Source organism: Streptomyces physcomitrii (genome assembly GCF_012273655.1).
GTDB classification, from domain to species: Bacteria; Actinomycetota; Actinomycetes; order Streptomycetales; family Streptomycetaceae; genus Streptomyces; species Streptomyces physcomitrii.
The window spans coordinates 64,925-90,409 of record NZ_JAAWWP010000001.1; the positions used below are offsets into that span (position 1 = coordinate 64,925).

At 74.1% G+C, this 25,485-nt stretch carries 19 protein-coding genes and 2 pseudogenes; 18 read left to right on the forward strand and 3 right to left on the reverse strand.

All coding sequences use genetic code 11. The features are described from left to right. Window positions 1-73: 73 nt before the first annotated feature. The 6 genes from HFV08_RS00280 (at window position 74) to HFV08_RS00310 (ending at window position 7,931) form a co-directional block, all read left to right on the forward strand. Window positions 74-673: a CGNR zinc finger domain-containing protein gene (locus HFV08_RS00280; RefSeq protein ID WP_168534683.1), complete on the forward strand. Its 600-nt coding sequence runs from the start codon at window positions 74-76 to the stop codon at window positions 671-673. A gap of 205 nt (window positions 674-878) precedes the next feature. Beyond that, a complete protein-coding gene (locus HFV08_RS00285) occupies window positions 879-1,442 on the forward strand; it encodes a sigma-70 family RNA polymerase sigma factor (RefSeq protein ID WP_168534684.1) in 564 nt (187 codons plus the stop codon). A gap of 17 nt (window positions 1,443-1,459) precedes the next feature. Next, window positions 1,460-2,701, forward strand: a complete 1,242-nt coding sequence (locus HFV08_RS32675; RefSeq protein WP_281373248.1) for a zf-HC2 domain-containing protein — start codon at window positions 1,460-1,462, stop codon at window positions 2,699-2,701. A 182-nt stretch (window positions 2,702-2,883) separates the two neighbouring features. Next, window positions 2,884-5,211 carry a HelD family protein gene (locus tag HFV08_RS00300; protein ID WP_312885325.1) on the forward strand — a complete coding sequence of 776 codons (2,328 nt, stop codon included), beginning with the start codon at window positions 2,884-2,886 and terminating at the stop codon, window positions 5,209-5,211. Between the two features lie 585 nt (window positions 5,212-5,796). Next, window positions 5,797-7,227 carry an NAD-dependent malic enzyme gene (locus tag HFV08_RS00305; RefSeq protein WP_168534686.1) on the forward strand — a complete coding sequence of 477 codons (1,431 nt, stop codon included), beginning with the start codon at window positions 5,797-5,799 and terminating at the stop codon, window positions 7,225-7,227. Window positions 7,228-7,649: 422 nt separating this feature from the next. After that, window positions 7,650-7,931, forward strand: a complete 282-nt coding sequence (locus HFV08_RS00310; protein WP_040249235.1) for an HU family DNA-binding protein — start codon at window positions 7,650-7,652, stop codon at window positions 7,929-7,931. A gap of 180 nt (window positions 7,932-8,111) precedes the next feature. Here the strand turns inward: HFV08_RS00310 and murA are convergent, their stop codons facing one another. Continuing rightward, window positions 8,112-9,458 (reverse strand): UDP-N-acetylglucosamine 1-carboxyvinyltransferase, encoded by a 1,347-nt coding sequence (murA, locus tag HFV08_RS00315; RefSeq protein ID WP_040249232.1) that lies wholly within the window; start codon window positions 9,456-9,458, stop codon window positions 8,112-8,114. A gap of 241 nt (window positions 9,459-9,699) precedes the next feature. Between murA and HFV08_RS00320 the strand changes: the two genes are divergently transcribed. The 8 genes and pseudogenes from HFV08_RS00320 to HFV08_RS00355 all read left to right on the forward strand — a co-directional run bounded on the left by HFV08_RS00320 (window position 9,700) and on the right by HFV08_RS00355 (window position 20,886). Then, entirely contained in the window at window positions 9,700-10,272 is a 573-nt protein-coding gene (locus HFV08_RS00320) for a YqgE/AlgH family protein (RefSeq protein ID WP_168534687.1), read from the forward strand. A 77-nt stretch (window positions 10,273-10,349) separates the two neighbouring features. After that, the gene (locus HFV08_RS00325) at window positions 10,350-10,646 is read left to right on the forward strand and encodes a DUF3039 domain-containing protein (protein ID WP_078844882.1); all 297 of its coding nucleotides are present in this window, start codon (window positions 10,350-10,352) and stop codon (window positions 10,644-10,646) included. A gap of 677 nt (window positions 10,647-11,323) precedes the next feature. Beyond that, window positions 11,324-12,217, forward strand: a complete 894-nt coding sequence (locus HFV08_RS00330; RefSeq protein WP_168534688.1) for an FAD binding domain-containing protein — start codon at window positions 11,324-11,326, stop codon at window positions 12,215-12,217. 2,972 nt (window positions 12,218-15,189) lie between these two features. Next, a pseudogene (locus HFV08_RS32625) lies at window positions 15,190-16,263 on the forward strand ((2Fe-2S)-binding protein); the annotation flags it as partial. After that, window positions 16,260-18,566 carry a xanthine dehydrogenase family protein molybdopterin-binding subunit gene (locus HFV08_RS00340; RefSeq protein ID WP_168534689.1) on the forward strand — a complete coding sequence of 769 codons (2,307 nt, stop codon included), beginning with the start codon at window positions 16,260-16,262 and terminating at the stop codon, window positions 18,564-18,566. The pseudogene HFV08_RS32625 and the gene HFV08_RS00340, both read left to right, overlap by 4 nt. 2 nt (window positions 18,567-18,568) lie before the next feature. After that, a complete protein-coding gene (locus HFV08_RS00345; protein ID WP_312885238.1) occupies window positions 18,569-19,156 on the forward strand; it encodes an AAA family ATPase in 588 nt (195 codons plus the stop codon). Window positions 19,157-19,333: 177 nt separating this feature from the next. Then, window positions 19,334-20,155 (forward strand): SUKH-4 family immunity protein, encoded by an 822-nt coding sequence (locus HFV08_RS31245; protein WP_246341413.1) that lies wholly within the window; start codon window positions 19,334-19,336, stop codon window positions 20,153-20,155. A gap of 182 nt (window positions 20,156-20,337) precedes the next feature. After that, complete coding sequence (locus HFV08_RS00355) at window positions 20,338-20,886, forward strand: ferritin-like domain-containing protein (RefSeq protein ID WP_168535586.1); 549 nt, start codon at window positions 20,338-20,340, stop codon at window positions 20,884-20,886. Between the two features lie 52 nt (window positions 20,887-20,938). On the opposite strand, the gene HFV08_RS00360 is transcribed toward HFV08_RS00355, so the two are convergent. Together HFV08_RS00360 and HFV08_RS00365 are read right to left on the reverse strand one after the other, a co-directional pair. Then, window positions 20,939-21,709: a hypothetical protein gene (locus HFV08_RS00360; protein ID WP_168534690.1), complete on the reverse strand. Its 771-nt coding sequence runs from the start codon at window positions 21,707-21,709 to the stop codon at window positions 20,939-20,941. Window positions 21,710-22,051: 342 nt separating this feature from the next. Beyond that, on the reverse strand, window positions 22,052-22,891 hold the full coding sequence (locus HFV08_RS00365) for an oxidoreductase (protein WP_168534691.1): 840 nt from the start codon (window positions 22,889-22,891) through the stop codon (window positions 22,052-22,054). A 19-nt stretch (window positions 22,892-22,910) separates the two neighbouring features. Between HFV08_RS00365 and HFV08_RS31250 the strand changes: the two are divergent. From HFV08_RS31250 to HFV08_RS00380, 4 genes and pseudogenes are all read left to right on the forward strand, one after another. After that, a pseudogene (locus HFV08_RS31250) lies at window positions 22,911-23,162 on the forward strand (pentapeptide repeat-containing protein); the annotation flags it as partial. A 161-nt stretch (window positions 23,163-23,323) separates the two neighbouring features. Then, complete coding sequence (locus tag HFV08_RS00370; protein ID WP_376770548.1) at window positions 23,324-23,509, forward strand: hypothetical protein; 186 nt, start codon at window positions 23,324-23,326, stop codon at window positions 23,507-23,509. Beyond that, window positions 23,434-24,462, forward strand: coding sequence for a YdcF family protein (locus HFV08_RS00375; RefSeq protein ID WP_168534692.1), 1,029 nt, complete (start codon window positions 23,434-23,436; stop codon window positions 24,460-24,462). The genes HFV08_RS00370 and HFV08_RS00375 overlap by 76 nt, the downstream gene beginning before the upstream one ends. Before the next feature lie 405 nt (window positions 24,463-24,867). Continuing rightward, window positions 24,868-25,404, forward strand: a complete 537-nt coding sequence (locus tag HFV08_RS00380) for a peptidase inhibitor family I36 protein (RefSeq protein ID WP_168534693.1) — start codon at window positions 24,868-24,870, stop codon at window positions 25,402-25,404. The last annotated feature ends 81 nt before the right edge of the window (window positions 25,405-25,485 follow it).

Genomic DNA, 25,485 nt, shown 5'->3' on the forward strand with positions numbered 1-25,485 from the left:
CCGGTCGGCCGCCGGGGCGGGCACTGTAGGGGGACGGCAGGCACCGGATCCCCGAAACGGCGGTGACATGCTCATGGCAGCGAGCCCCCTCGGTACGGCTTCCCCCGCCTACCCCTTCCGCTTCGACTCCGGCCGGGTCTGTCTCGACCTGCTCGCCACCGCCCACCCCGCCGAACGCCTCGACACCGTGCTGCGGCTGCGCTCCTGGTGCACCGGGGTCGGACTGGTGCCCGGCGGTACCCCGCTGCTCGCCGCCGACCCCGGCTGGCTCGCCGCCTTCCGTGAACTGCGCGAGCACCTCGCCCGCCTGACCCGCGCGGCCCTGGAGGACGGCGCCCCCGCCCGCGGCGCCCTCGACCGCGTCAACGCCCTGGCCCGCGAGGCCCCGCCCGCCCCGCGCGCGGTACGCGCCAGTGACGGCAGCCTGATCCGCGCCCTGCACGCCGAGCCCGGCTGCGCGGCCCTGCTCGCCGTCATCGCCCGGGACGCCGTCGACCTCCTCACCGACCCGCGCTCCCGCGCCGGACTCCGCCGCTGCGAGGGCGACAATTGCCCCCTGGTCTACCTCGACACCTCCCGCGGCAGGCGCCGCCGCTGGTGCTCCAGCGAGGTCTGCGGCAACCGGGAACGGGTGGCCCGGCACCGGCGGCGGGCGGCACTGGCCCGGGCTTAGGGCGCGGCCGGCTCTGATCCGCCGGGCACTCCTCGCGGGGCGGGTCGGCTGTGGGGCGTGCCCCGGGCGCGGCCGGTTCGGGGGCGGCTGGTTCGGGCGCGCCCGGGGCAAGAAAATCCGCGGCCCGTTGAACGGTGCGCCCTGCCGTACGTACTCCCTGGAAGGGCACCGCTCCGGGTGGTCCGCAGGGGAGGTGGGCGCAGGCGTGAGGGAGGATGCGGCGGTGGCCGGGGAACGCCTGGCGGCGGCCGGTCATGGCGCGCCGCACGACGAGGAGTTGATGCGCGCGCTGTACGAGGAGCACGCGGCGCCGCTGCTCAGCTATGTCCTGCGGCTCGTCGCGGGGGACCGCCAGCGGGCCGAGGACGTGGTGCAGGAGACCCTGATCCGGGCCTGGCGCAACGCCGACCGCCTTGCCGCGCACGGGAGTTCGCTGCGCCCCTGGCTGGTCACGGTGGCCCGCCGGATCGTGATCGACGGCCACCGCAGCCGCCAGGCCCGGCCGCAGGAGGTCGACCCGGCACCGCTGGAGGGCGTCCCCGCCTCGGACGAGATCGACCGGGCGCTGTGGCTGATGACCCTCACCGACGCCCTCCAGGACCTCACGCCCGCCCACCGCGCCGCCCTGGTGGAGACGTACTTCCTGGGCCGTACGGTCAACGAGGCCGCCGAGACACTGGGGATACCGAGCGGCACCGTGCGCTCGCGGGTGTTCTACGCCCTGCGCGCGCTCCGGCTGGCTCTGGAGGAGAGGGGGGTGACGGCATGACGGGTGAGGACTCCTGGATGACGGGGGAGGACTTCCGGGAGACCGGCGGACGGGACGGGGCCGGCCACCCGCTCTTCGGGACGGGCCCGGTGTACGGAAACGACCGGACTCACCGGACTCATCGCACCGACCCGCCTGACCGGCCCGAGGGGAGCGACCGGGTCGACGGCAAGGACCCGGTCCACGAGACGGTGGGGGCCTACGCCCTCGGTCTGCTCGAAGAGGAGGAGGCCCGGGACTTCGAGACGCACCTCGCCGGGTGCGATCTCTGCGGGGCGCGGCTGGTGGAGTTCCGGGGGCTGCGGCCGCTGCTGGACCTCATGGGTGGGGTGGGGGGAGACAGAGCCGGAGTCGGAGAGGGGGCCGGGGCCGGAGACGGAGACGTAGACGGGGCCAGTGGGGGAGCAGCGGTCCCTGGATCGACGGTCAGCGGATCGGCGGTCCCAGGATCGGTAATCCCAGGATCCCCTGTCCCAGGATCGGCAGTCCCTGGACCCCCGGTCCCAGGATCGGCACTCCTCGGTTCCCCGGTCCCTGGTGCCGCGATCCCCGGACCGGCGATCCCTGGACCGGCGATCCCCGGATCCCCGCTCCAGGGTTCCCCGACCCCAGGACCCGCCGCACCCCCCGGCTCCCCGACCCCCGTACCCCCACCCCCCGACCCCTCGCCGCAGGCACCCCTCCTCCCCCGCCTCCTCCACCATGTGGCCCGCGAACGGGTCCGCCGCCGCAGGCGCGCCCTCGCCCTCGCCGCGGCCGCCGCCCTGCTGCTCGTCGGCGGGCCGCTCGCGGTGCTCGCCGCGGACCGGGACCGCGAGCCCGCGGCGGCGCCCGGGGACGCGGTGCCCGCCGACCGGCAGACCCTGCGGGCCACCGACCCGAAGACCCGGGTGACCGCCGAGATCGGCATGGAGCCCCGGGCCTGGGGCACCCACACGGTGCTGCGGCTGAGCGGCGTACGGGGCCCGCTCACCTGCTCCCTGTACGCGATCGGCGTCGACGGCAGCCGGGAGACCGTCTCCACCTGGGCCGTCCCCGAGGGCGGCTACCGGCCGGGCCGGGGCGGCTCCACCGGCGGCCACGGCCCGGACGACCGCTACCCGCCGGACCAGCAGGGCGGACCGGACCAGCGGGGCGGATCCGGTGCCTACGGCGGCCTGAACGTCGAGGGCGGTGCCTCCTACCGCCCCGCCGGGATCGACCACTTCGAGGTGCGGACCACCCAGGGGCGGCGCCTGGTGACGGTCAGCAACCCCTGAACCCGGGCCGGTGACCGCGGGAATCCGGCACGAGTCGCCGGGGTGGGACAGTGCACACGTGTCGCCTCTTTCGCGTACGGTAGACGGCTGCCAAGTCAGGAGAAGGGGGCCCGGTGGCCGCGCAGCAAGCCGTCGATTCCACTGGTGATCCGGTCGGGTCCGCCAAAGGCGCCGAGAGCGGGGTGCCGGGGCCGCCCCAGGGGTCGGAACCGTCCCCGGACTCGCTGCGCGAGCGGGAGATCGGCGCCGAACAGGAGCACCTGGACCGGGTCTACCGGCGCCTCGAGGAGAAGATCGACGAAGCCGAGTTCCTGATGAACGACGCCGCCCGGCGCGGTCAGGTCGGCACCCCGGGGGCGCTCGCCGAGCGCGACGCGCAGGTCTTCCGCGCCGGTGTCCATCTCAACCGGCTCAACAACGAGTTCGAGGACTTCCTCTTCGGCCGGATCGACCTGCTCAAGGGCAAGGACGGCAAGAAGGGCCCGGACGGCGCGTACACCGCCGTCGAGCCCGCCGAGGGCGCGGTGCGCGAGGACGGCACCGCGGACATCGCCGAGACCCTGCACATCGGCCGGATCGGCGTGCTCGACGCCGACTACGCCCCGCTGGTCATCGACTGGCGCGCCCCCGCCGCGGCCCCCTTCTACCGGTCCACCCCGGTGGAGCCCGGCCGGGTGGTGCGCCGCCGGGTGATCCGCTCCAAGGGCCGCCGGGTGCTCGGCGTCGAGGACGATCTGATGCGGCCCGAGCTGACCGCCTTCCTGGACGGCGAGCGGCTCGCGGCGATCGGCGACGGCGCGCTGATGGCCGCCCTCGGCCAGGCCCGCGGCCACACCATGCGCGACATCGTCGCCTCCATCCAGGCCGAACAGGACCTGGTGATCCGCGCCCCCGCCGCCTCCGTCACCTACGTCGAGGGCGGCCCCGGCACCGGCAAGACCGCGGTGGCCCTGCACCGGGCCGCGTACCTGCTCTACCAGGACCGGCGCCGCTACTCCGGCGGCATCCTGATCGTCTCGCCGACGCCGCTGCTCGTCTCGTACACCGAGGGCGTGCTGCCCTCGCTCGGCGAGGAGGGGCAGGTCGCGATCCGCGCGGTCGGCTCGCTCTACGAGGGCCCGGACGGCGGGCAGGCCACCGAGTACGACTCCCCGGCCGCCGCCCGCGTCAAGGGTTCGGCGCGGATGCTGAAGGTGCTGCGCAAGGCGGCCCGCGGCGCCCTGGAGCTCGGCGAGGTCCCCGCCCGGCTGCGGGTGGTGGCCTTCGGGCGCCGCCTTGAGCTCGACACCGAGGCCCTCGCCCGGATCCGCGCCTCCGCCCTCGGCGGCACCGCCCCCGTCAACCTGCTGCGCCCGCGCGCCCGCAGGCTGCTGCTCGACGCGCTGTGGGCGCAGTCCGGCGCGGGCAGCAGACACACCGATCCGGAGCTGGCCGCCGAACTGCGCTCCGGCTTCGACGAGGACGTCAGCGCCGAGGACTCCTTCCAGTCCTTCCTGGACGCGTGGTGGCCCGAGCTGACCCCGCGCTCCGTCCTCGCCGCGATGGCCGACGAGCGCCGCCTCGCCCGCTGGTCGCGCCGGGTGCTGAACCAGAACGAGGTCCGCAGGGCCGCCCGCTCCTTCGCCAGGAAGGAGCTGAGCGTGCACGACGTGGCCCTGCTCGACGAACTCCAGGCCCTCCTCGGCACCCCGGTCAGGCCCCGCCCCCGCCGCGAGCTGGACCCGCTCGACCAGCTCACCGGCCTGGAGGAGCTGATGCCGCGCCGCGAGGAGACCCAGCGCGAGCGCGCGGAGCGGCTGGCCCAGGAGCGCACCGAGTACGCGCACGTCATCGTCGACGAGGCGCAGGACCTCACGCCGATGCAGTGGCGGATGGTCGGCCGCCGCGGGCGGCACGCCACCTGGACCGTGGTCGGGGACCCGGCGCAGTCCAGCTGGTCCGACCCGGAGGAGGCCGCCGCGGCGCGCGACGAGGCGCTCGGCAGCCGCCCGCGCCGCCGCTTCACCCTCACCGTCAACTACCGCAACCCCTCCGAGGTCGCCGAACTGGCCGCCCGGGTCCTCGCCCTGGCCATGCCGGGCGCCGAGGCCCCGCGGGCGGTCCGCTCCACCGGTCTGCGCCCGCGCTTCCGGGCGGCGCAGGACGGCGCGCCCGCCGGGGCGCTGCGCGAGGAGGCCGCCCGGCTGCTCGGCCAGGTGGACGGCACGGTCGGTGTGGTGGTCGCGATGCGCCGCCGCGAGGAGGTCCGCCGGATCCTCGCCGGGCTCACCGCGCCGGACGGCCCGGCGGCGGACACCGGGCGCGTGGTGGTGCTCGGCAGCCTGGAGGCCAAGGGCCTGGAGTACGACGCCACGCTGGTGCTCTCGCCCGCCGAGATCGCCGACGAGAGCCCCGCCGGGCTGCGTGTCCTCTACGTCGCCCTGACCCGCGCCACCCAGCAGCTCACCGTGGTCTCCACGCCGCGCGACCTCCCGGACGCCGAGGGCGTGCCGGACCTGCTGCGCGACTGACCCGCGGCCGTCCGGATCCGGGTCCCCGCGCGGCCCGGACCCGGGCCCGGGACGGCCGGATCCGGCCGCCCCGGCCGTCCGGATCCGGCCGTCCGGACGAACTTCCGTGACGGGAATGGCCTTCCGGGGATCCTTTGTTACCGTGGATGTGGCACCGGCTCGATCCAAGCCCCCGGGCCCAACCTTCGTCGCTACGAGCGACCACTTGCCGCGAGGCGAGCATGGCGGGCCGGTGCCACCTACTTCCCGCGGGAGACCGCGGGCGCACAGCACGAAGCACGAGACAGCACGAACACAAGACAGTACGAGCGCCACACGAGGTCCGTTCCGCAGCCGCGGGGCGGACCTTCTGCGTGTGCGGCGGCGGGCCCGGCGCACCCCGGCCCGCGCACCTCCCGGGGAACGGGTGGGGAACAGAACGTACGCAATCAGGGGCCGTTACCACGTACCCGGCAGTAGGTGCGACGATCGGTCCACGCCGCCTGGGCCGTGTCGGCCCGGCGGCAGTCCCGCGCCCGGTGAACCGGTACGCGTACCGCGCGCGGGGCGAACACGCGCACAGAGAACAAGCAGAGGAAGTCGGTCATGGCAACGGCGCCCAGCGTCTCCTACTCGATGACGGTCCGTCTCGAGGTGCCCGCGAGCGGAACCGCCGTCTCGCAGCTCACCACCGCCGTGGAGTCCTCCGGCGGTTCGGTGTCGGGCCTGGACGTCACGGCCTCGGGTCACGAGAAGCTCCGTATCGACGTCACGATCGCCGCCTCCTCCACCGCGCACGCGGACGAGATCGTCGGCAAGCTGCGCGGCATCGAGGGCGTCACCCTCGGCAAGGTCTCGGACCGTACCTTCCTCATGCACCTCGGCGGCAAGATCGAGATGCAGTCCAAGCACCCCATCCGCAACCGCGACGACCTGTCCATGGTCTACACGCCCGGCGTCGCCCGGGTCTGCATGGCCATCGCGCAGAACCCCGAGGACGCCCGCCGCCTGACCATCAAGCGCAACTCCGTCGCGGTCGTCACCGACGGCTCGGCGGTGCTCGGCCTCGGCAACATCGGGCCGAAGGCCGCGCTGCCGGTCATGGAGGGCAAGGCCGCCCTCTTCAAGCGCTTCGCGGGCATCGACGCCTGGCCGCTGTGCCTGGACACCCAGGACACCGACGCCATCGTGGAGATCGTCAAGGCCATCGCCCCCGGCTTCGCGGGCATCAACCTGGAGGACATCTCCGCCCCGCGCTGCTTCGAGATCGAGGCCCGGCTGCGGGAGGCCCTGGACATCCCGGTCTTCCACGACGACCAGCACGGCACCGCCATCGTGGTGCTCGCCTCGCTGACCAACGCGCTGCGCGTGGTCGGCAAGGCGATCGGCGACGTACGGGTCGTCATGTCCGGTGCGGGCGCGGCTGGTACGGCCATCCTGAAGCTGCTGATCGCCGCGGGCGTCAAGCACGCGGTGGTCGCGGACATCGAGGGAGTGGTGCACGCGGGGCGCACGGACCTGGTGGACGCCGCCCCCGATTCGCCCCTGCGGTGGATCGCCGACAACACCAACCCCGAGGGCGTACGCGGCTCGCTGAAGGAGGCGGTGCGCGGCGCGGACGTCTTCATCGGGGTCTCGGCGCCCAACGTCCTCGGCGGCGAGGACGTCGCGGCCATGGCGGACGGCGCCATCGTCTTCGCCCTGGCCAACCCGGACCCCGAGGTCGACCCGGCAATCGCCCGGCAGAGCGCGGCAGTTGTGGCCACCGGCCGCAGCGACTTCCCGAACCAGATCAACAACGTCCTGGTGTTCCCCGGGGTGTTCCGCGGACTGCTCGACGCGCAGTCCCGCACCGTCAACACGGAGATGATGCTCGCCGCCGCGAGCGCCCTCGCCGACGTGGTCACGGGTGACGAACTCAACCCCAACTACATCATTCCGAGCGTTTTCAACGACAAGGTCGCGGGCGCGGTGGCCGACGCGGTGCGCAGCGCCGCCAAGGCCGTGGGCGCCGTCGCCCCCGCCGCGGGGGCCTGACGTACGGCGCGTCGCGGGACCAAGCGCCCCGGCGCGCCCTTAGGGTGGCACGCAGCGAACTCGCCCGGCCCCCGCCGGGGATGCCCGGCCTCCCAGCCACCGGGCAACGCCGGCGGGGGCCGGGCGAAGCCCGGAAGCGAGCAGTCGCCCTGCGGACCGCTGCCGGGAGCGGACGGAGCGTCACCAAGGCGAGGCAGTGGCGTTTTTCGTGGGGCTTCCAAAGCCCGGCCCGAGCGCCGGATTGGCTTTACCGCCGCAGGTGGGGGCAGGATGCTCCTCCGGGACGTAGTCCTGGGGGGACGACCCCCAGGGGCGCGAGGGCGTCCGGCGGAACGGACCCGGGTCCGGCCCCGGACAAGGGCCCTGGCAGCATCGGCTTCGATCTCACGCCTCAACGGCAAGATGAACACGGGAGTACAAAAATGAACCGCAGTGAGCTGGTGGCCGCGCTGGCCGACCGCGCCGAGGTGACCCGCAAGGACGCCGACGCCGTTCTGGCCGCCTTCGCCGAGGTTACGGGCGAGATCGTCGCCAAGGGCGACGAGAAGGTCACCATCCCCGGCTTCCTCACCTTCGAGCGCACCCACCGTGCCGCTCGCACCGCCCGCAACCCGCAGACCGGCGAGCCGATCGACATCCCGGCCGGCTACAGCGTGAAGGTCTCCGCGGGCTCCAAGCTCAAGGAAGCCGCCAAGGGCAAGTGAGTCGGTCCGGGCGCACCCCGCACGGCGGGACGGCGCCCGGCCCACCGGCCGCCCGGCGCACGTCAAGACCGGCGCGAGCGGCAGGACATGGCGAAGGGGGCGGCCACCCGGACCGGGTGGCCGCCCCCTTCGTCGTGCTCGGCTGCCGTCATTGGCGGGCAGCCGACCCGCCGGGTGCCCTCAGCCCAGTGCCTTGCCCGGGAGTTCGACCTTGGCGCCGAGCTCCTGGAGCTTGTCCATGAAGTTCTCGTAACCGCGGTTGATGAGGTCGATGCCGTGCACCCGGGAGGTGCCCTGGGCGGCGAGCGCGGCGATCAGATACGAGAAGCCGCCGCGCAGGTCGGGGATGACCAGGTCGGAGCCCTGGAGCCGGGTCGGGCCCGAAACCACCGCGGAGTGCAGGAAGTTGCGCTGGCCGAAGCGGCAGTCGGAGCCGCCGAGGCACTCGCGGTAGAGCTGGATGTGCGCGCCCATCTGGTTCAGCGCCGAGGTGAAGCCGAGCCGGGACTCGTACACCGTCTCGTGGATGATGGACAGTCCGGTCGCCTGGGTGAGCGCGACCACCAGCGGCTGCTGCCAGTCGGTCTGGAAGCCGGGGTGTACGTCGGTCTCCAGGGCGATGGCGTTCAGGGTGCCGCCCGGGTGCCAGAAGCGGATGCCCTCGTCGTCGATCTCGAAGGCGCCGCCGACCTTCCGGAAGGTGTTCAGGAAGGTCATCATCGAGCGCTGCTGGGCGCCACGGACCAGGATGTTGCCCTCGGTGGCGAGCGCCGCGGACGCCCAGGAGGCCGCCTCCAGGCGGTCCGGGAGGGCGCGGTGGTTGTAGCCGCCGAGCGAGTCGACACCGGTGATCCGGATGGTCCGGTCGGTGTCCATGGCGATGATCGCGCCCATCTTCTGCAGTACGCAGATGAGGTCCTCGATCTCCGGCTCCACGGCCGCGTTGGACAGCTCGGTGACGCCCTCGGCGAGCACCGCGGTGAGCAGCACCTGCTCGGTCGCGCCCACCGAGGGGTAGGGCAGCTCGATCTTGGTGCCGCGCAGCCGCTGCGGGGCCTCCAGGTACTGGCCGTCGGCGCGCTTCTCGATCCGGGCGCCGAACTGCCGCAGCACGTCGAAGTGGAAGTCGATCGGGCGCCCGCCGATGTCGCAGCCGCCGAGGCCGGGGATGAAGGCGTGCCCGAGCCGGTGCAGCAGCGGCCCGCAGAACAGGATCGGAATGCGGGAGGACCCGGCGTGCGCGTCGATGTCGGCGACGTTCGCGCTCTCCACGTGCGTGGGGTCCAGGACGAGTTCGCCGGGCTCCTCGCCGGGGCGGACCGTGACGCCGTGCAGCTGGAGCAGCCCGCGGACGACACGGACGTCCCGGATGTCGGGGACGTTGCGCAGACGGCTGGGGCCGCTGCCGAGCAGCGCCGCGACCATGGCCTTCGGCACGAGGTTCTTCGCGCCGCGGACCCGGATCTCGCCCTCCAGCGGGGTACCGCCGTGGACAAGGAGTACGTCGTCAATGCCGGTGACGGTCATGTATCTCGCGTTCCGGTGAGGTGGGCAGGGGCAAGGGACCAAGACTAATGGCCCCGGGCCCCCCTTCCGTAAGCCTGTGGACGGCGGAAGGGCTTCCGGGGTTCCGCGGCGGTGCGCGCCGGGACGCGCCGCTGTCCCTCGCCGCGGCCGCCGGGAGCCGGCGGCACCCCGCTGAGCTGGGCGGCGGCGGGCGCCGCCGCGGGCGTCCCGCGCGCGGCCCGGATGCGGGATCATGTCTGGCATGACCGAGGTGTCCTCTCTCACAGGGCGGCTGCTCGTGGCCAGCCCCGCCCTGACGGACCCGAATTTCGACCGCGCGGTGGTGCTCCTCCTCGACCACGACGAGGAGGGCTCGCTCGGCGTGGTCCTGAACCGCCCGACGCCCGTGGACGTGGAGACCGTCCTCACCGGCTGGGGCGGGCTCACCGGCGAGCCCGCGGTCGTCTTCCAGGGCGGCCCCGTCTCGCTGGACGCCGCCCTGGGCGTCGGCGTCGTACCGGGCGAGAACGCCGGGGAAAGCGGAATCCTCGGCTGGCGCCGGGTGCACGGGGCGATCGGCCTCGTCGACCTGGAGGCCCCGCCGGAGCTGCTCGCCCCGGAACTCAGCTCGCTGCGGATCTTCGCCGGGTACGCGGGCTGGGGCCCGGGCCAGCTGGAGGACGAACTGACCGAGGGCGCCTGGTACGTCGTCGAATCGGAACCCGGCGATGTCTCCTGCCCGGTGCCGGAGCGGCTGTGGCGCGAGGTGCTGCGCCGCCAGCGCGGCCAGCTCGCCATGGTGGCGACCTACCCGGACGACCCGTCCATGAACTGACCCCCGCCGTCCCCCGCGCCGAGGCGGCGGGACGGTCCGCGACCCGCGTCCGCGCGGCTTCAGTAAACTGGAAACTTATGAGCACTCTCGAGCCCGAGCGCGGGGCAGGAACCGGAACTCTGGTCGAGCCGACACCGCAGGTGTCGCACGGCGACGGCGATCACGAGCGCTTCGCCCACTACGTCCAGAAGGACAAGATCATGGCGAGCGCGATGGACGGCACCCCCGTCGTCGCGCTCTGCGGGAAGGTGTGGGTCCCGGGCCGCGACCCGAAGAAGTACCCCGTCTGTCCCATGTGCAAGGAGATCTACGAGTCCATGGGCGCCGGTGGCGAGGGCGACAAGGGCAAGGGCGGCGGCAAGGACAAGAAGTAGTCCCGCCGGGCCGGGCGTGCCTCGCGCGGTGCGCCCGGCGGCCCGGCCGCTGCCTGTCCGTCAACTGCTCTGCCCGCCCGCGGGTTTCCTCCGCTTCCCGGTTCCCACGAGACCGCGGCGCGCTCCCCCGCCGAGGGGGACACGCCGCGGTCTCGGCGCGTCGGGCGGCCGAAAGCCGCCGCCGGCAGGGGAGTCCGGGGCCCGGAATCCCAAGTCTCCCGCGCTTTCGGGGAGTTGGTTCTCGGCCACGCGCTCGGCGGAGGTCCCGGCCGTCGCGTGCCCTCGGCTGTGGGCGCGCACCGCGCCCCGGCCCGCCTCAAACGTCCGAGCGACCCGGCGCCCCCGTACGTGTGAGCCGCCCCCTGACGTGGAACGCGCGCCCGGCGGGCCTGCCACCGTGGAGGCAGCCGGGGGCGGGCGAGGACGCGCGTCCGGGCGGCGGCGCCCGCGGGGTGCCCGGGGAGGCGGTGAGGAGGAGAGCGGAACGGGCGGCCGGGGGACTGGCCGAGGAGCAACGGCGATATCCGGTCAAGGGTGTTCAGGAGGGCAAAAGCCTCCTAACGGACCCCCGCTCCGGGCCCTGGGGAAGATGTGCCAGAGTTGCCACGTCCCTCCGGTGAGCACGTACCGTACGGCCACGGGTGGGACCAGGTGAGACGCGGAAGGGACAGCCGGTTTTGACGACGCAGGCACCGCAGGCAGTGCAACCGGTGAAGCTGCCCGCCACGCTGGACGAGGCCGTGGCGGCGCTCGCCGCCGTGCCCGCAGCCGTGCCGGTGGCCGGCGGTACCGACCTGATGGCCTCCGTGAACGCGGGGCAGCTGCGCCCCGCGGCGCTCGTCGGCCTCGGCCGGATCAGCGAGATCCGCAGCTGGCAGTACCTGGACGGGCACGCCCTGCTCGGCGCCGGACTCACCCACGCCCGCATGGGCCGCCCCGACTTCGCCGCCCTGATCCCCGGCCTCGCCGCCGCCGCGCGCGCCGCCGGGCCCCCGCAGATCCGCAACGCCGGGACCCTCGGCGGCAACATCGCGAGCGCGGCGCCCACCGGGGACTCGCTGCCCGTACTGGCCGCCCTGGAAGCCACGTTGATCATCGCGGGCCCCGGCGGCGCCCGCCGCGAGGTCCCCGTCTCGCACCTGCTCGCGGGCATGGAGATGCTCGGCCCCGGCGAGCTGATCGGCTTCGTCCGGGTGCCGCTGCTGCACGCCCCGCAGGTCTTCCTCAAGGCCACCGGGCGCACCGGGCCCGGCCGGGCCACCGCCTCGGTGGGGCTCGTGCTCGACCCCGCGCGCCGGAGCGTGCGCTGCGCGGTCGGCGCGGTGGCGCCGATGCCGCTGCGGCCCCTGGAGGCCGAGCAGTGGGTGGCCTCGCTGATCGACTGGGAGAACGGCCGCGCCCTGGTCCCCGAGGCGCTGCGCGGCTTCGGCGAGTACGTCGCCGCCGCCTGCATCCCGGACCCCGAGCCCGCCCCGGACGGCACCGTGAGCGAGCATCCGCCCGCCGTACTGCACCTGCGGCGCACCGTCGCCGCGCTGGCCCGACGAGCGCTGGGGAGGGCACTGTCGTGACCGACGAACAGCGGGGCGGCGAGGGCGCCCCCCGGGGCTGGGAGCCGCTGCCCCAGGGCGAGTACGACGACGGCGCCACCGCCTTCGTCCAGCTGCCGGACAACTTCGACCAGTACGCGGGAAGCGGCGACAGCCCGCTGGCCGCCCCCGGCCACGGCTACGTCCCCCCGCAGATAACGATCACCCCGACCGCCGGCGGCACCACCGACCCCGCGGCCACCGGCACCTGGACCCTGCCGCATCTGACGCCCGGGCCGCCCGCCGGGGAGCAGGGCCGGCCCCGGCCCCCGCAGGCGCAGTCGGCCCCGCCGGAGGCCGTGCACTGGCCGGAGCCCGGCGACGCCCACGGCCACGCCACCCCGCCGCACGGCACCCCGGACCCGCTCCACACCCAGCAGGGCCAGTTCGTCTACGAGCCCGCGGCCACCGGCCAGTGGACCTTCGCGGACGGCACCGACCACCGCGGCGGCCACCCGGACCCCGCGGCCCAGGACCCTTATCAGGGCGCGTACCCGGAGGCGTATCCGCAGGACCCGTACGCCCAGGAGCAGCAGTTCCCGGAGCAGCGGTTCCAGGAGCAGCGGTTCGCGGACGGGCAGTACCGGGACCCGCAGTACCAGGATCCGCAGTCCGGGGATCAGGGGTACGCGGATCAGGCTTACGGGGACCCGCAGTCCGGGGATTCGCCGTACGGGGACGCCCGCTACCCGGACCCGCGGTTCGGGGATCCCCAGTACCAGGACCCGCAGTACCAGGACCCGCAGTACCAGGACCCGCGGTACGGGGAGCAGCAGTACCAGGACCCGTCCGTGCCGCAGCCGCACGGCGACGGGCAGCCGCACAGCGATGTCACCGGCGAGTGGTCCATTCCGGTCGCCGAGGGCGATCTGCCGGACGACTCGGGCGAGTTCACCACCTCCAGCCTCGCCGCCCAGTGGGAGGGCACCCTCCCGGCCACCCTGCCCGGCGGGGCCGTCGCCCCCTGGGCGGCCGGTGCCGCCGCGGGCACTTCCTGGCAGGGTGGCGCGGCGGCCGGATCCCCGGACGCCGCCGAGGAGCACCAGGGCTCCCAGGACCGGCAGGACCGCCGGGACGACCACCAGGACCACCGCGGTTACGCGGACTACGCGGCCTCCGCCGACTACCGCGCCGGAGCCCTGGACGGCTACGAGGACGCCGCGGACCCCGGATTCGCGGCACCGGACGGCCCGGCGGGGGAGGACCCCGAGGGCTACGCCGGGCGCGGCCCGGGACACCCGGGCGGCCCGTACGCGGGCCCCGAAGGCTTCGCCGCCACCGGGCAGTTCGAGACCGGCGACCTGTACTCGGACGGGCCGGTCACCGAGGACGACGGCACGGACCCCGAGCCGGACGAGGACTCCGGCCCGGGCGAGGGCGAGGAGTACCGCGGCGCCGGCGCCGGTTTCGGCGGGGGGCTCGCGGCGCTGCGGCGTTCCGGGGCTCCGGGCCCGGAGGCCGGACCGACTGCCGGTACGGACGCGGGTCCGGGCGCGGGGGGAGCGGTGGCCGGGGCTCCCGGACACCTCGGCGGCCCCGGCGCCGGGCCGGGCGGGCGCGCCGGGGGGCGGCCGCAGCGGGGAGGCGAAGGACCGGCGGGACCGGGCGGGAACGCGGCGGGTACAGGCGAGATCCCGGCGGGGACCGGCGAGATCCCGGCCGGGGCAGGTCAGGCACCGGCAGGACCGGGCCGGGCTCCGGGCGGCCCGGACATGCCGGGCACGCCTGGTACGCCGGGGGATCTCGGCACGCCTCAGGGGCACGCTCTGCAGGGTCCCGGCGCCGGGAGCCCCGAGGCCTCCGGTCGTGGTCCCGCCGCTCCGCGCGGCGCGGCCCCGGACGCGGCTCACGAGCCGGCGGCACCCGCCCCCGCGCGCAGGCGCCTCGGCAGCGGCGTCGGCCCCGTGGTGGCGGTCGGCGGACTGGACTTCGTGGAAGAGGGTGCCTTCGGCGCCGGCGGCGAACCGGCCGATCAGGGTGCCCGGGATGCTCAGGGTGCCCAGGGCGACCGGCGTGGACAACTGCCGCGCCGGGCAGCCGGACAGACGGCGGGCCGGGAGGCGACCGGCGCGGGCACCGCGGGTACGGACGCCCGGGGTGCGGGCAGCGGCGACGGTACGGCGAACGCGGACACGGGCACGGACCCGGACCCGGGGCAGGCCAGGGGGCCGGAGTACCCGGCGGAGCCCGGCACTCCCGAGGCCGGGAGGCGCGCACCCGGGACGGCTGATCCTGGGATCTCTGGTGCCGGGACCCCGCGCCCTGGGACCCTTCGTCCTGGGACCGCTGAGGCTGGGACTGCCGCTCCTGGGATCGAGGAGCCTGGGATCGCTGATCCCGGGATCGAGCAGCCGGGGACCGCTGATCCGGGGACTGAGGAGTCGGGGATCACCGCTCCCGGAACCCGCGCTCCCGGAGCCCGCGCTGCCGGGACTTCCGCTCCTGGGACCGCAGTTCCGGGGAGCGCCGACTCCGGGATCCCCGAGTCCGGTTCCCCCGACGCCGGGACGGCCGATCCCGGGACCCCCGAGGCCCGGATCCCCGAAGCCCGGACTCCCGAGTCCCGTACCGCCGAGCCCCGCCCCCGACGCCCGCTGACCGGCAGGCCCGGGACCACCCGCGCCCCGGCCGACCCGACCGGCGGGGCCCGGGCAACCACCCCCGAACACAACGACGTTGACACCGCCCGCCCCGCCCCAGCCCCTCAGACCGGAGCCGGAGCCGGAGCCGGAGCCGGAGCCGGAGCCGGAGCGGGAGCGGGAGCCGAGGCCGAGGCGACCCCGGGCGAAGCCCACCACCCCGCCGCCGCTCCCGCCGGTCCGGACCCCGCGTCCACCCCCGGCACCTCCGCGGCACCCGGCATCCCCGGCCCCACCCCGGCCGAGACCACCGCCACCCCGGACACCCCCGGCACCGGCCCCTCCGCCGAGCACACCCCCGCCGAGGGCACCCCCGACCCCGCCGAGGGCACCCCCGCCCCCGGCGCCCACCCCACGGACGGCCGGCCCACCGACGTACAGCCCCCTGACGCGGAACCCACCCACCCCCAGCCGTCCGACCCCTCCGACGCCCCGCCCCCCGCCGCCCGTCCCTCCGACCTCCCGCCAGGAGCCGTGCCCTCCGCGCGGGCCGGGGAGCCCGCGCCCGCGCCGGTGGCGCCCGCAGTGCCGCGGGAGGAGCATCCGCTCGGCTCGTATGTGCTGCGGGTCAACGGGTCCGACCGGCCGGTGACCGGTGCCTGGATCGGCGAGTCCCTGCTCTACGTGCTGCGCGAGCGGCTCGGTCTCGCGGGGGCCAAGGACGGCTGCTCGCAGGGGGAGTGCGGGGCCTGCAACGTCCTGGTGGACGGGCGGCTCGTCGCCTCCTGCCTGGTGCCCGCGGCCACCACGGCGGGCAGCGAGGTGCGCACCGTCGAGGGCCTCGGCGAGAACGGCGAACCCTCCGATGTGCAGCGCGCGTTGACCAAGTGCGGTGCCGTGCAGTGCGGCTTCTGCGTACCCGGCATGGCGATGACCGTGCACGACCTGCTCCAGCGCAATCCCGCCCCCGGCGAGCTGGAGACCCGCCAGGCGCTCTGCGGCAACCTCTGCCGCTGCTCCGGCTACCGGGGCGTGCTCGAAGCGGTACGCGAGGTGGTCGCCGAACGCGGCAGCGCGGCGGCGCGGCAGTCCGGGGCGCAGGACGAGTCCGCCGAGGCCGAGCCGCGCATCCCGCACCAGGCCGGACCCGGCGGGGGCGGCATCCACTCCTCGGCGCACCAGGGTTACGCCGACGCCTCCGCCCAGGAGCCCTACGGCGAGGACGGCCGGGCGCCCGGCGGCTACGGCGAGGACGCGCAGGACCCGTACGCCGACGGCACGGAGGACCCCTACGGCGACGGCGCCCCGTACGGCGGCGCCCCGCAGGAACCGTACGGTGACGTCTCGGCCCACTTCGACGCGTACGGCGACCCGGTGCACCGTACGTACGACGGGGGCCCGTCCGGGCGCGGGGCATACGGCGAGGAGAACGGCGGAGGCACGGCGTGAGCAAGGATTCCCCCGCGGCGCCGATCGCCGTCGTGCTGCCCGAGGCGGGCGCCGCCCCGCACGGGCTCGGCGCGCCGGTCCCCTCCGCCGAGGCGCGTGCCAAGAGCGAGGGCACCTTCCCGTACGCCTCCGATCTGTGGGCCGAGGGGCTGCTGTGGGCGGCGGTGCTGCGTTCGCCGCATCCGCGCGCGCGGATCGTCTCCATCGACACCGCGCACGCCCGCGAGATGCCGGGTGTGCGCGCGGTGATCACGCATGAGGACGTACCGGGGCGGGGCACCTACGGACGCAGCGGCGACCGGCCGGTGTTCGCCTCCGGCGAGGTCCGCCACCACGGCGAGCCGATCGCCGCGGTCGCCGCCGACCACCCGGACACCGCGCGGATGGCGGCGGCCGCGATCACCGTCGAGTACGAGGTGGGCGAGCCGGTCACCGACCCGGAGAAGACCTTCGCCGCCGAGCCGCTGCACCCCGACGGCAACGTCATCCGGCACATCCCGCTGCGCCACGGCGACCCGGACGCGGCGGGCGAGACCGTGGTCGAGGGCCTGTACCGGATCGGCCGCCAGGACCCGGCGCCCATCGGCGCCGAGGCGGGCCTCGCGGTGCCCCGGCCGGACGGCGGTGTGGAGCTGTACACCGCCTCCACCGACCCGCACCGCGACCGCCGGCTCGCCGCCGCCTGCTACGGACTCGACGAGGACCTGGTCAAGGTCGTCGTCACCGGGGTGCCCGGCGCGACCGCCGACCGCGAGGACCCCGGCTTCCAGCTACCGCTCGGCCTGCTCGCCCTGCGCACCGGCTGCCCGGTCAAGCTGACCGCCACCCGCGAGGAGTCCTTCCTCGGCCACGCCCACCGGCATCCGACGCTGCTGCGCTACCGCCACCACGCCGACGCCGAGGGCAAGCTGGTCAAGGTCGAGGCGCAGATCCTCCTCGACTCCGGCGCCTACGCCGACACCTCCTCGGACGCGCTCGCCGCCGCCGTCTCCTTCGCCTGCGGCCCCTATGTCGTCCCGCACGCCTTCATCGAGGGCTGGGCGGTGCGCACCAACAACCCGCCCTCCGGGCATGTGCGCGGCGAGGGCGCGCTCCAGGTCTGCGCCGCCTACGAGGCCCAGATGGACAAGCTCGCCAGGAAGCTCGGCCTGGACCCCGCCGAACTGCGGATGCGCAACGTCCTCGCCACCGGCGACGAACTGCCCACCGGCCAGACCGTCACCTGCCCCGCCCCGGTCGCCGAACTCCTCACCGCGGTACGGGAGATCCCGCTGCCGCCGCTGCCCAAGGACAGCCCCGAGACCGAGTGGCTGCTGCCCGGCGGCCCCGAGGGCGCGGGCGAGCCGGGCGCGGTCCGCCGCGGTGTCGGCTACGGACTCGGCATGGTCCACATGCTCGGCGCCGAGGGCACCGACGAGGTCTCCACCGCCACCGTCAAGGTCCAGGACGGGGTGGCCACCGTCCTCTGCGCGGCCGTCGAGACCGGCCAGGGCTTCGCCACCCTCGCCCGGCAGATCGTGCAGGAGGTCCTCGGCGTCGACGAGGTGCACGTGGCGCCGGTCGACACCGACCAGCCGCCCGCGGGCCCCGGCTGCCGCGGCCGCCACACCTGGGTCTCCGGCGGCGCCGTCGAACGCGCCGCCAAGATGGTCCGCACCCAGCTCCTCCAGCCGCTGGCCCACAAGTTCGGCATGTCCACCGAACTCCTGCAGATCAACGACGGCCGCATCACCTCCTACGACGGCGTGCTCTCCACCACCGTCACCGAGGCCCTGGACGGCAAGGAACTCTGGGCCACCGCCCAGTGCCGCCCGCACCCCACCGAGCCGCTCGACGAGTCCGGCCAGGGCGACGCCTTCGTCGGCCTCACCTTCTGCGCGATCCGCGCGGTGGTGGACGTCGACATCGAACTCGGCTCGGTACGGGTCGTCGAACTCGCCGTCGCCCAGGACGTCGGCCGCATCCTCAACCCCGCCCAGCTGATGGCCCGTATCGAGGCGGGCGTCACCCAGGGCGTCGGCGCGGCCCTCACCGAGAACCTGCGCACCCCCCGCGGCCTCGTCCGCCACCCCGACCTCACCGGCTACGCCCTGCCGACCGCCCTGGACGCCCCCGAGATCCGCATCGTCAAGCTCGTCGAGGAGCGCGATGTCGTCGCCCCCTTCGGCGCCAAGGCGGTCAGCGCGGTCCCGGTGGTCACCGCCCCCGCCGCCATCGCCTCCGCCGTCCGCACCGCCACCGGCCGCCCGGTCAACCGCCTGCCGATCCGGCCGCAGGCGGCGGTGGTCGCCGGGGCCTCCTGAGGGTGGCGGCGGACGGACCGGCCTCCGGTGGCGCGGCGGCTCCGGGGACCTGCGAGGGCGTCCTCGTCCTGACCGGCATCATGGCCGCCGGGAAGTCGACCGTCGCCGAGGCGCTGGCCGCCCGGCTGCCCCGCGCCGCGCACATCCGCGGTGACGTCTTCCGCCGCATGGTGGTCTCCGGCCGCGAGGAGTACGCCCCCGGCGCGGGCCCCGAGGCCGAGGCCCAACTCCGCCTGCGCCACCGCCTCTCCGCGGCGACCGCCGACGCCTACGCGGCCGCCGGTTTCACCGCCGTCGTCCAGGACGTCGTCCTCGGCCCCCACCTCACCGCCTACGTCGACCTGTTCCGCACCCGCCCGCTGTACGTCGTCGTCCTCGCCCCGAGCCCCGAGGCGGTGGCCGCCCGCGAGGCAGGACGCGCCAAGTCCGGCTACGGCACCGGGGACACCTCCTGGACCGTCGCCTCCCTCGACCGCGGCCTGCGGGAGACCACCCCGCGGCTCGGACTCTGGCTGGACACCTCGGAGTCGACGGTCCCGGAGACGGTGGACGCGGTGCTGGCGGGGCTGGGGCGGGCGCGGGTGCGGTGAGCGGCCCGGCCCCGCGCGGGATCAGGACGTGAGCGGTACGGGCCGTCGGGCGAGCCCACCGGGCGGCGCGGGCATCGCCGCAGGTCGGCGCGGATTGTCAGTGGGGGCTCGTACGGTGCAGGCAATGGGAGCGGGCCGCTCGGTGGCCGGATCCCGAAGCACGGTCCTGGGGGCACGATGAGCACGAGCGAGACAGCCGCGACACAGCCGGCCCGGAGCACGCGCGCCACGTCGACGGGTACGGGGGCTGCCGGCGAGGGGATCGGTGCGGGGCCTGCCACCGGCGGGATCGGCGCCGCGCGTGCCGCCGACGGGACAGGTGCCGGGTCTGCCGCTGACGGGACGGGCGCCGGGCCTGCCATCGGCGGGACGGGCGCGGGGGCTGCCGGCGACCGGATCGGCGGTTCCGCGCCCTCGGAGGACTTCCTGCCCTGCCTGACCCGGGCGTTCGCGCGTACCCGGGCGCGCGGCTGGCTGTCCGCCTCCGGGGCGGGGCTCATACTCGACCTGCCGGAGCGGCTGCTCGCCGAGGAGTTCGGGCCGGGGCGCGTGATGCGCTTCGAGGACGTCGACTTCCCCGCCGCCCTGCGGCACGCGCCCACCCGCCGCTTCCTGCGCGACCTCGGCCTGCCCGAGGACGTCCACCCCTTCCACCTCGACACCGAGCTGCCGCTGCCCACGCTGACCCAGTTCCACGCCGAACCGGACTTCGAGGAGTACGCCTCCCCGGCCCTCCCCGCGCAGGCGGACGCCCTGGTCCGGCTCGGCCGCCTGGCCACCCACGGCCCCGGCGCCCGGGGCACCGGCAACCGCGGCCTCGGCTCGTCCCCCGACCCGGGGAACGAGCGCGGCGTACACCTCGTCGTCGACGGCGGCACCGGCGCCCTGCTCGCCTGGCGGCCGGACACGGGGGCGCTGACACCCCTGCACGCGGACGTCTCCACGCTGGCCTTCGCGCTGTGGCTGCGTCAGTTGGAGAGTGCTACGGCGGTGGCCTGAGCATCAGCCCGGGCGGAATCCCGCGGCCCGCACCCCCTTTGGCGTGCTTCCCGCCCCCGTGGCGATTCGGTGGCGAAATCCGGGGCACCAGAGCGTGCAGCATGAAGCGATTCCCCCGCACGGTCGGCCGTCGCGCTGTCGAGAGCGGCGCCCCGGCCCCTTCCACGAAGACGGAGAACGTCGTGGCCGAATTCCTCACCGACATCAAGACCATCCGCGAACGCGCCCGCCAGGAGATCGAGAAGGGCCCGGTCACGGACGCCTACGGCGCCGACATCGAACGGGTGCTCAGCGTTCTCAACGAGGCGCTCGCCACCGAGATCGTCTGCACGCTCCGCTACAAGCGCCACTACTACACCGCCTCCGGCCTCTACTCCGAGCCGGTGGCGGCCGAGTTCCTGGAGCACGCCAAGGAGGAGCAGGAGCACGCCGACCGCCTCGCCGAGCGGATCTGCCAGCTCGGCGGCGAACCGGACTTCAACCCGGACACCCTCACCTCCCGTTCCCACGCCCAGTACGACGCCAGCGCCGGACTCGTCGACATGATCAAGGAGGACCTGATCGCGGAGCGGGTCGCCGTCGCCTCGTACACCGAGATCGCCCAGTGGCTCGGCGAGGACGACCCCACCACCCGCCGGGTCTTCGAGGACCTCCTCGCCCAGGAGGAGGAGCACGCCGACGACCTGCGCGGGCTGCTGGAGCGCATTCCGAAGGAGACCTCGGCCCTGTGACGCCGTGACGATCAGCGGGCGGGCGCGCCTGTGCTCCCGTGGTGAGCGGGAGTCAGGACGCGTTCTCGGGGGCGGCCCGGTCCGGGAGGCTTCCCGCCGGGCCGCCGCCCGGACTGTTCCCTTCCTGACCGCCACTGACAGCGGGAGCCTGTTCCGCCCCGGCGCTTCCCGCTGCCTCACGCTCTTCGAGCTCTTCGGCCGCCTCGGACTCCCCTTCGCTGAAGGCCTCCCGGTACTCCGGGCGGAGGGCGGGAACCTCGGACCTGCGCCAGACCCGGGTGACCCGCAGCGGGTCGTCGCCGCTCACGCTGCCGCCGTATTCGGTTCCGTCCGGTGCGAGGAAGCGGTAGGTGAACAGTCCGTCTGCCAAGGCGAGTTCCGACTCCTGCTCGGTCAACTGTTCCCGTGCGACCCCGTAGTGGCGCAGAAGGTGCTCCGCGAGCAGGTCGCGGGCCTGCTCCGGGGTGAGCGGGTCATGGCGGTGCCCGGATGCCCCTCGGATACGGGTGAAGGCCCGGTGCACCAGCAGGCTGATCCCCGCGGCCCCGAGCGTGGCGACGATGTTCGCGGAGATGTCGATGGTGTATTCGGCGAGTGAGCCCGAGGCGCCCCAGTTCGTCTCGCTCTCCCGACCGGATACCTGGTAGCTCTCCGGGAATTCCGCCTCGTCGTCCAGGGAGGCGATACGGATCAGTTCCCGTCTGATCTCCTCACCCTCCAGCTCGGTCCGACCCGTCTCGAAGGTGAACACCTCGGACGGGTAGTGGAGGAGGTCATGGGTGATCCGCACGATCGCGGTCGTCTCCAGATAGCGCCCAGCCATGTCGTACCACCTCTTCATCAGACTCTTCATCAGATCCGCGCGCGGGACCGAATCCGAAGCGCCGCGGAGGGGCAACCGCCGCCCCGGAGGCGCCGATTGCCGGTCCTGCCAGAGCAGCAGCGTAGGCGTTCCATTGGCGCGGTATGCGGCGGTTTTCCGCGCAGAGGCACATGGTCAAGAAAGCCGGGCATGTGCAGGAGGGGCGGGATGCGTACGGAAGAGTCGAATGCGCATGACAGAACGACGGCCCGCTCAAGGGTGCCGACCTCGGCTTTGTGACGGCCCCGGGCACGGCCCGCTCCGGCGGACCTCCGGTGACCGGTGCCCGGCGACCGTTGCCGCTCAGCCCGTCGCGAACTGGCGGCGCAGCAGGGCGTCGAAGACGCGGCTGCCTGCCAGGCGGCGCAGGTGGATGAGCGCCCTGGCGGCAGGGGTGATGACGTAGCGGTGGCGGGGCCGGGCCGAGGTGGCCGCCTTCACCACCGCGCGGGCGACGGCCTCGGGCCCCGCCGTCAGCGTCCTGTTGGCGTACCCCTCGGTCATGGCCTTGTCCGCGGCCTTGTTCAGGGCGGCGTAGGGGCCGGTCGCGCGGCCGGGGTCGGAGGCGAGCGTGCCGGCGGCGGTGCCGCCGAAGCCGGTGCGGATCAGGCCGGGTTCGATGAGGCTGACCCGGACGCCGAAGGGCGCCGTCTCGAAGCGCAGAGCGTCGGTGAGGGACTCCAGGGCGTACTTGGAGGCGTGGTAGAAGCCACCGGCCGGGAAGGTGAAGCGCCCGCCCATGGAACCGATGGTGACGATGCTGCCGCCGCCCTCGCGGCGCATGCCGGGCAGCACCAGCTGGGCCATCCGCACGGCACCGAAGACATTGGTCTCGAACTGCCGCCGGACGCGCTCCAGCGGAACTTCCTCCACCGGGCCGTATTCGCCGTACCCGGCGTTGTTGACGAGGACGCCCACCGCGCCGTGCTCGGCCTCGACTTCGGCCACGGCCGCGGCCATCGACCGCTCCTCGGTGACGTCGAGCGCGAGGACCCGCGCGCCCGCCTTCTCCAGCGCGTCGAGGGTCTCGGGCCGCCGGGCGGTGGCGTAGACGGGATGGCCCGCGGCGAGGAACGCCCGGGCGGTGGACTCCCCGATGCCGGAGGAGCAACCGGTGATCAGGACAGCGGACTTGGCGGACATGGGTACCTCGTCGGGGTCGATGGGGAGATGGGTCGGTGGGAGAACCGTGCAGCGGGTCGGTGGGTCAGCAGGGCAGCAGGGCAGCGGGGCAGCGGGGCGGCGGCCGTGCGGGTCCACGGGTTCGCGGCTCCGCTGCAGACCGGCCGGGCGAGGTCCTGGAGCCCGCCTTGAGGGTGCCCACCTGGCAGACGCGGACCTGTCGGAAACCGACCTCAGCGGAGCACACCTGAAAGGCGCGTCGCTTTCCGAGGCTCGGTTGTCCGACACCTCCTTGCTCGGCGCGGACCTCCGACGGGCTTACCCGAGCGGAGCCTATCTGCGGGAGTCCTCGCTGGACGGCGCCAACTTCCGGGGGCGGTCCTGGGAGAGGCGGACTTTCGGCCCGCCTGTCCAGGGAACATCCTTGGGCAGATCGACTTCCGCAAGGCAGACCTGCGGGGGGCGGACCTGCGCGGCGCCGATCTGCGCGGGAGCTTCCGGGTGGTCTGGGCGACCCCTCACCCGCTCGGCCGAGATCGCGCCATGCCTCGTAGGATCAGCGCATGGTGGCCTTTGTACCGTCGTTCGTCTGCCTTTTCCTGTTCTGTGTCGGTGTGGTGCGAGACCGCCGCCGAGTGAGCAACGCGGTCCTGCTGGGCCTGTCCACCGTCTTCGCGGTGATCGCGCTCCTCCTGCAAGTCGCCTCCGAGCGAGCCCAGTTCGGCCACGACCTGGTCGTCGTGCTGCTGACCCTCGCGGGCGTGGGTGTCGTCACCCTGGCGTGGTTCCTCATCACCAACGGGATCACCATGGTGCGCAAGGAGGGCAGGAGCCCGGCGAACCTGCTGTCCCTGGCAGCGGGCATCGCCCTGGTCGCCCTGCTCGCGCTGCTGATCACCGCGCTGGTGCTGCACACGCACACGCTCCTGGTGGGAGCGGCGACAGCGGTGGCGCTCGCCGGCTACGTCGCCTTCCTGTTCCTCTGCTTCCTCGTCTACGGCGGCCTGTACGGCCGTCTGCGTATCCGGCGCCGGGCGGACTACGTGGTGGTCCTCGGCTCGGGGCTGATCGGCGGAACCACCGTGCCCCCGCTGCTGGCCGGGCGCCTCGACCGGGCCCGGAAGGAACACGCCAGGCTGTCCCGGAAGGGCCGGCGCCCGGTCCTGCTCACCTCGGGAGGCCAAGGACCCGACGAGAAGCTGCCGGAGTCCCACGCGATGGCCGACTACCTGGTCACCCAGGGGTTCCCCGCCGACCTGATCGCACGCGAGGACCGCTCGACGACCACGGACGAGAACCTGACATTCAGCAAAGCCCTGATGGAGCGGGCGAAACCGGACTACCGGTGCGTCATCGTCACGAACAACTACCACGTCTTCCGCGCCGCGATCACCGCCCGCCGCACCGGCGTCCGGGGCCACGTGATCGGCGCCCCGACAGCCGCGTACTTCTGGCCGAGCGCCATGATCCGCGAGTTCGTGGCCCTCCTCGTCGCCTACCGCCGCACGAACGCCGCACTCTTCCTGCTCGTCGTGCTGAGCGGCCTTTTCATCTGGTGGCTGGGATGGCCCTCGCCGGGGGCCGTCACATAGAGGCCGAGGCGCTACCGACAGCACCACCCTGGCGGCCACCCCGCCAACCGCCGTGCCCCGGCCCGAAGTGGCTCCGCGCTCTCCCATAACCCGTCCGAACATCCGACTCCCTGTACCCCGCCCCAGCCAGTCCGACAAGTCCGTCCCCCATAGGACATGGTCCTCCCCGGTAGCACTCACCACCCCGATCTTCGGCCCTCGTGACAGTGACCCCACACCCCGAAAAAGCCACTGGCCAGCAACAACACACCCATATAATTGGCCTCTCACCACCACTGTCACGAAAGCGAGAGATCGCAGTTTCACTACTCGTTGAAACACCCTCCCGACTTGTTGGCTTCTCCCTAGATTCGTATGAGTCCCGGCCGCTTCCGCGGCCAACGGAACACACACGGGGAGATCTGAATGCGACTCGCTCTCAAGCTCACCTCCGCAATGGCGACCACTGTGCTGGCCGTGCTGGCTGCAGGGGCGGAGCCCGCCTCAGCCGATGTCCCGGGGCCCTTCTCCGCGAGGGATTCCCGCGCTTCGATGGCCGAACTGGACGGCCGGACCATCGATCTCAGCAAGGACTGGCAGGGCGCTGATGAATGCGCGGTGTCCAACGGAGAGACCAAGTGCATCGACCTCGACACGACTATCGGCAAGAGCGTTCGCGATGAACGAGCCAGCTGCCCCAAGGGCTGGGTATGCCTCTGGGAGGACGCCGGCTACAAGGGCCGGATGCTGAAGTTCAGCGACGAATACTGGCACAACCTGTCCAACTACAGCTTCGACAACAAGGCGACCTCACTGTGGAACCGCCAGAACGACTGGGTGGGTTCGGACAACGCCTATCTGGCGGACAAGAAGGCCGGCGGAGGCTGGCAGCAGAGGTACTCCGAGGGCACCAAGGTTTCGACACTGGGCCACAACGACGACGCCTCCAGCATCTATGGCTGAGGGGTTGTAAGACCCTCCGGTGCGCCACCGTGCGATCAGCGCGCGGTGGCGCACCGGCGCGTTCTCGAAGTTGTTCGGCCC

What these genes read in the sequence shown, in the direction of transcription:
- HFV08_RS31245 (WP_246341413.1), top strand. Translation starts at nt 19,334, where the DNA reads ATGAGCACGAGCGAGACAGCCGCGACACAGCCGGCCCGGAGCACGCGC.
- HFV08_RS32675 (WP_281373248.1), top strand. Translation starts at nt 1,460, where the DNA reads ATGACGGGGGAGGACTTCCGGGAGACCGGCGGACGGGACGGGGCCGGC.
- HFV08_RS00320 (WP_168534687.1), top strand. Translation starts at nt 9,700, where the DNA reads ATGACCGAGGTGTCCTCTCTCACAGGGCGGCTGCTCGTGGCCAGCCCC.
- HFV08_RS00305 (WP_168534686.1), top strand. Translation starts at nt 5,797, where the DNA reads ATGGCAACGGCGCCCAGCGTCTCCTACTCGATGACGGTCCGTCTCGAG.
- murA (WP_040249232.1), bottom strand. Translation starts at nt 9,458, where the DNA reads ATGACCGTCACCGGCATTGACGACGTACTCCTTGTCCACGGCGGTACC.
- HFV08_RS00365 (WP_168534691.1), bottom strand. Translation starts at nt 22,891, where the DNA reads ATGTCCGCCAAGTCCGCTGTCCTGATCACCGGTTGCTCCTCCGGCATC.
- HFV08_RS00375 (WP_168534692.1), top strand. Translation starts at nt 23,434, where the DNA reads ATGGTGGCCTTTGTACCGTCGTTCGTCTGCCTTTTCCTGTTCTGTGTC.
- HFV08_RS00380 (WP_168534693.1), top strand. Translation starts at nt 24,868, where the DNA reads ATGCGACTCGCTCTCAAGCTCACCTCCGCAATGGCGACCACTGTGCTG.
- HFV08_RS00325 (WP_078844882.1), top strand. Translation starts at nt 10,350, where the DNA reads ATGAGCACTCTCGAGCCCGAGCGCGGGGCAGGAACCGGAACTCTGGTC.
- HFV08_RS00280 (WP_168534683.1), top strand. Translation starts at nt 74, where the DNA reads ATGGCAGCGAGCCCCCTCGGTACGGCTTCCCCCGCCTACCCCTTCCGC.
- HFV08_RS00360 (WP_168534690.1), bottom strand. Translation starts at nt 21,709, where the DNA reads ATGGCTGGGCGCTATCTGGAGACGACCGCGATCGTGCGGATCACCCAT.
- HFV08_RS00310 (WP_040249235.1), top strand. Translation starts at nt 7,650, where the DNA reads ATGAACCGCAGTGAGCTGGTGGCCGCGCTGGCCGACCGCGCCGAGGTG.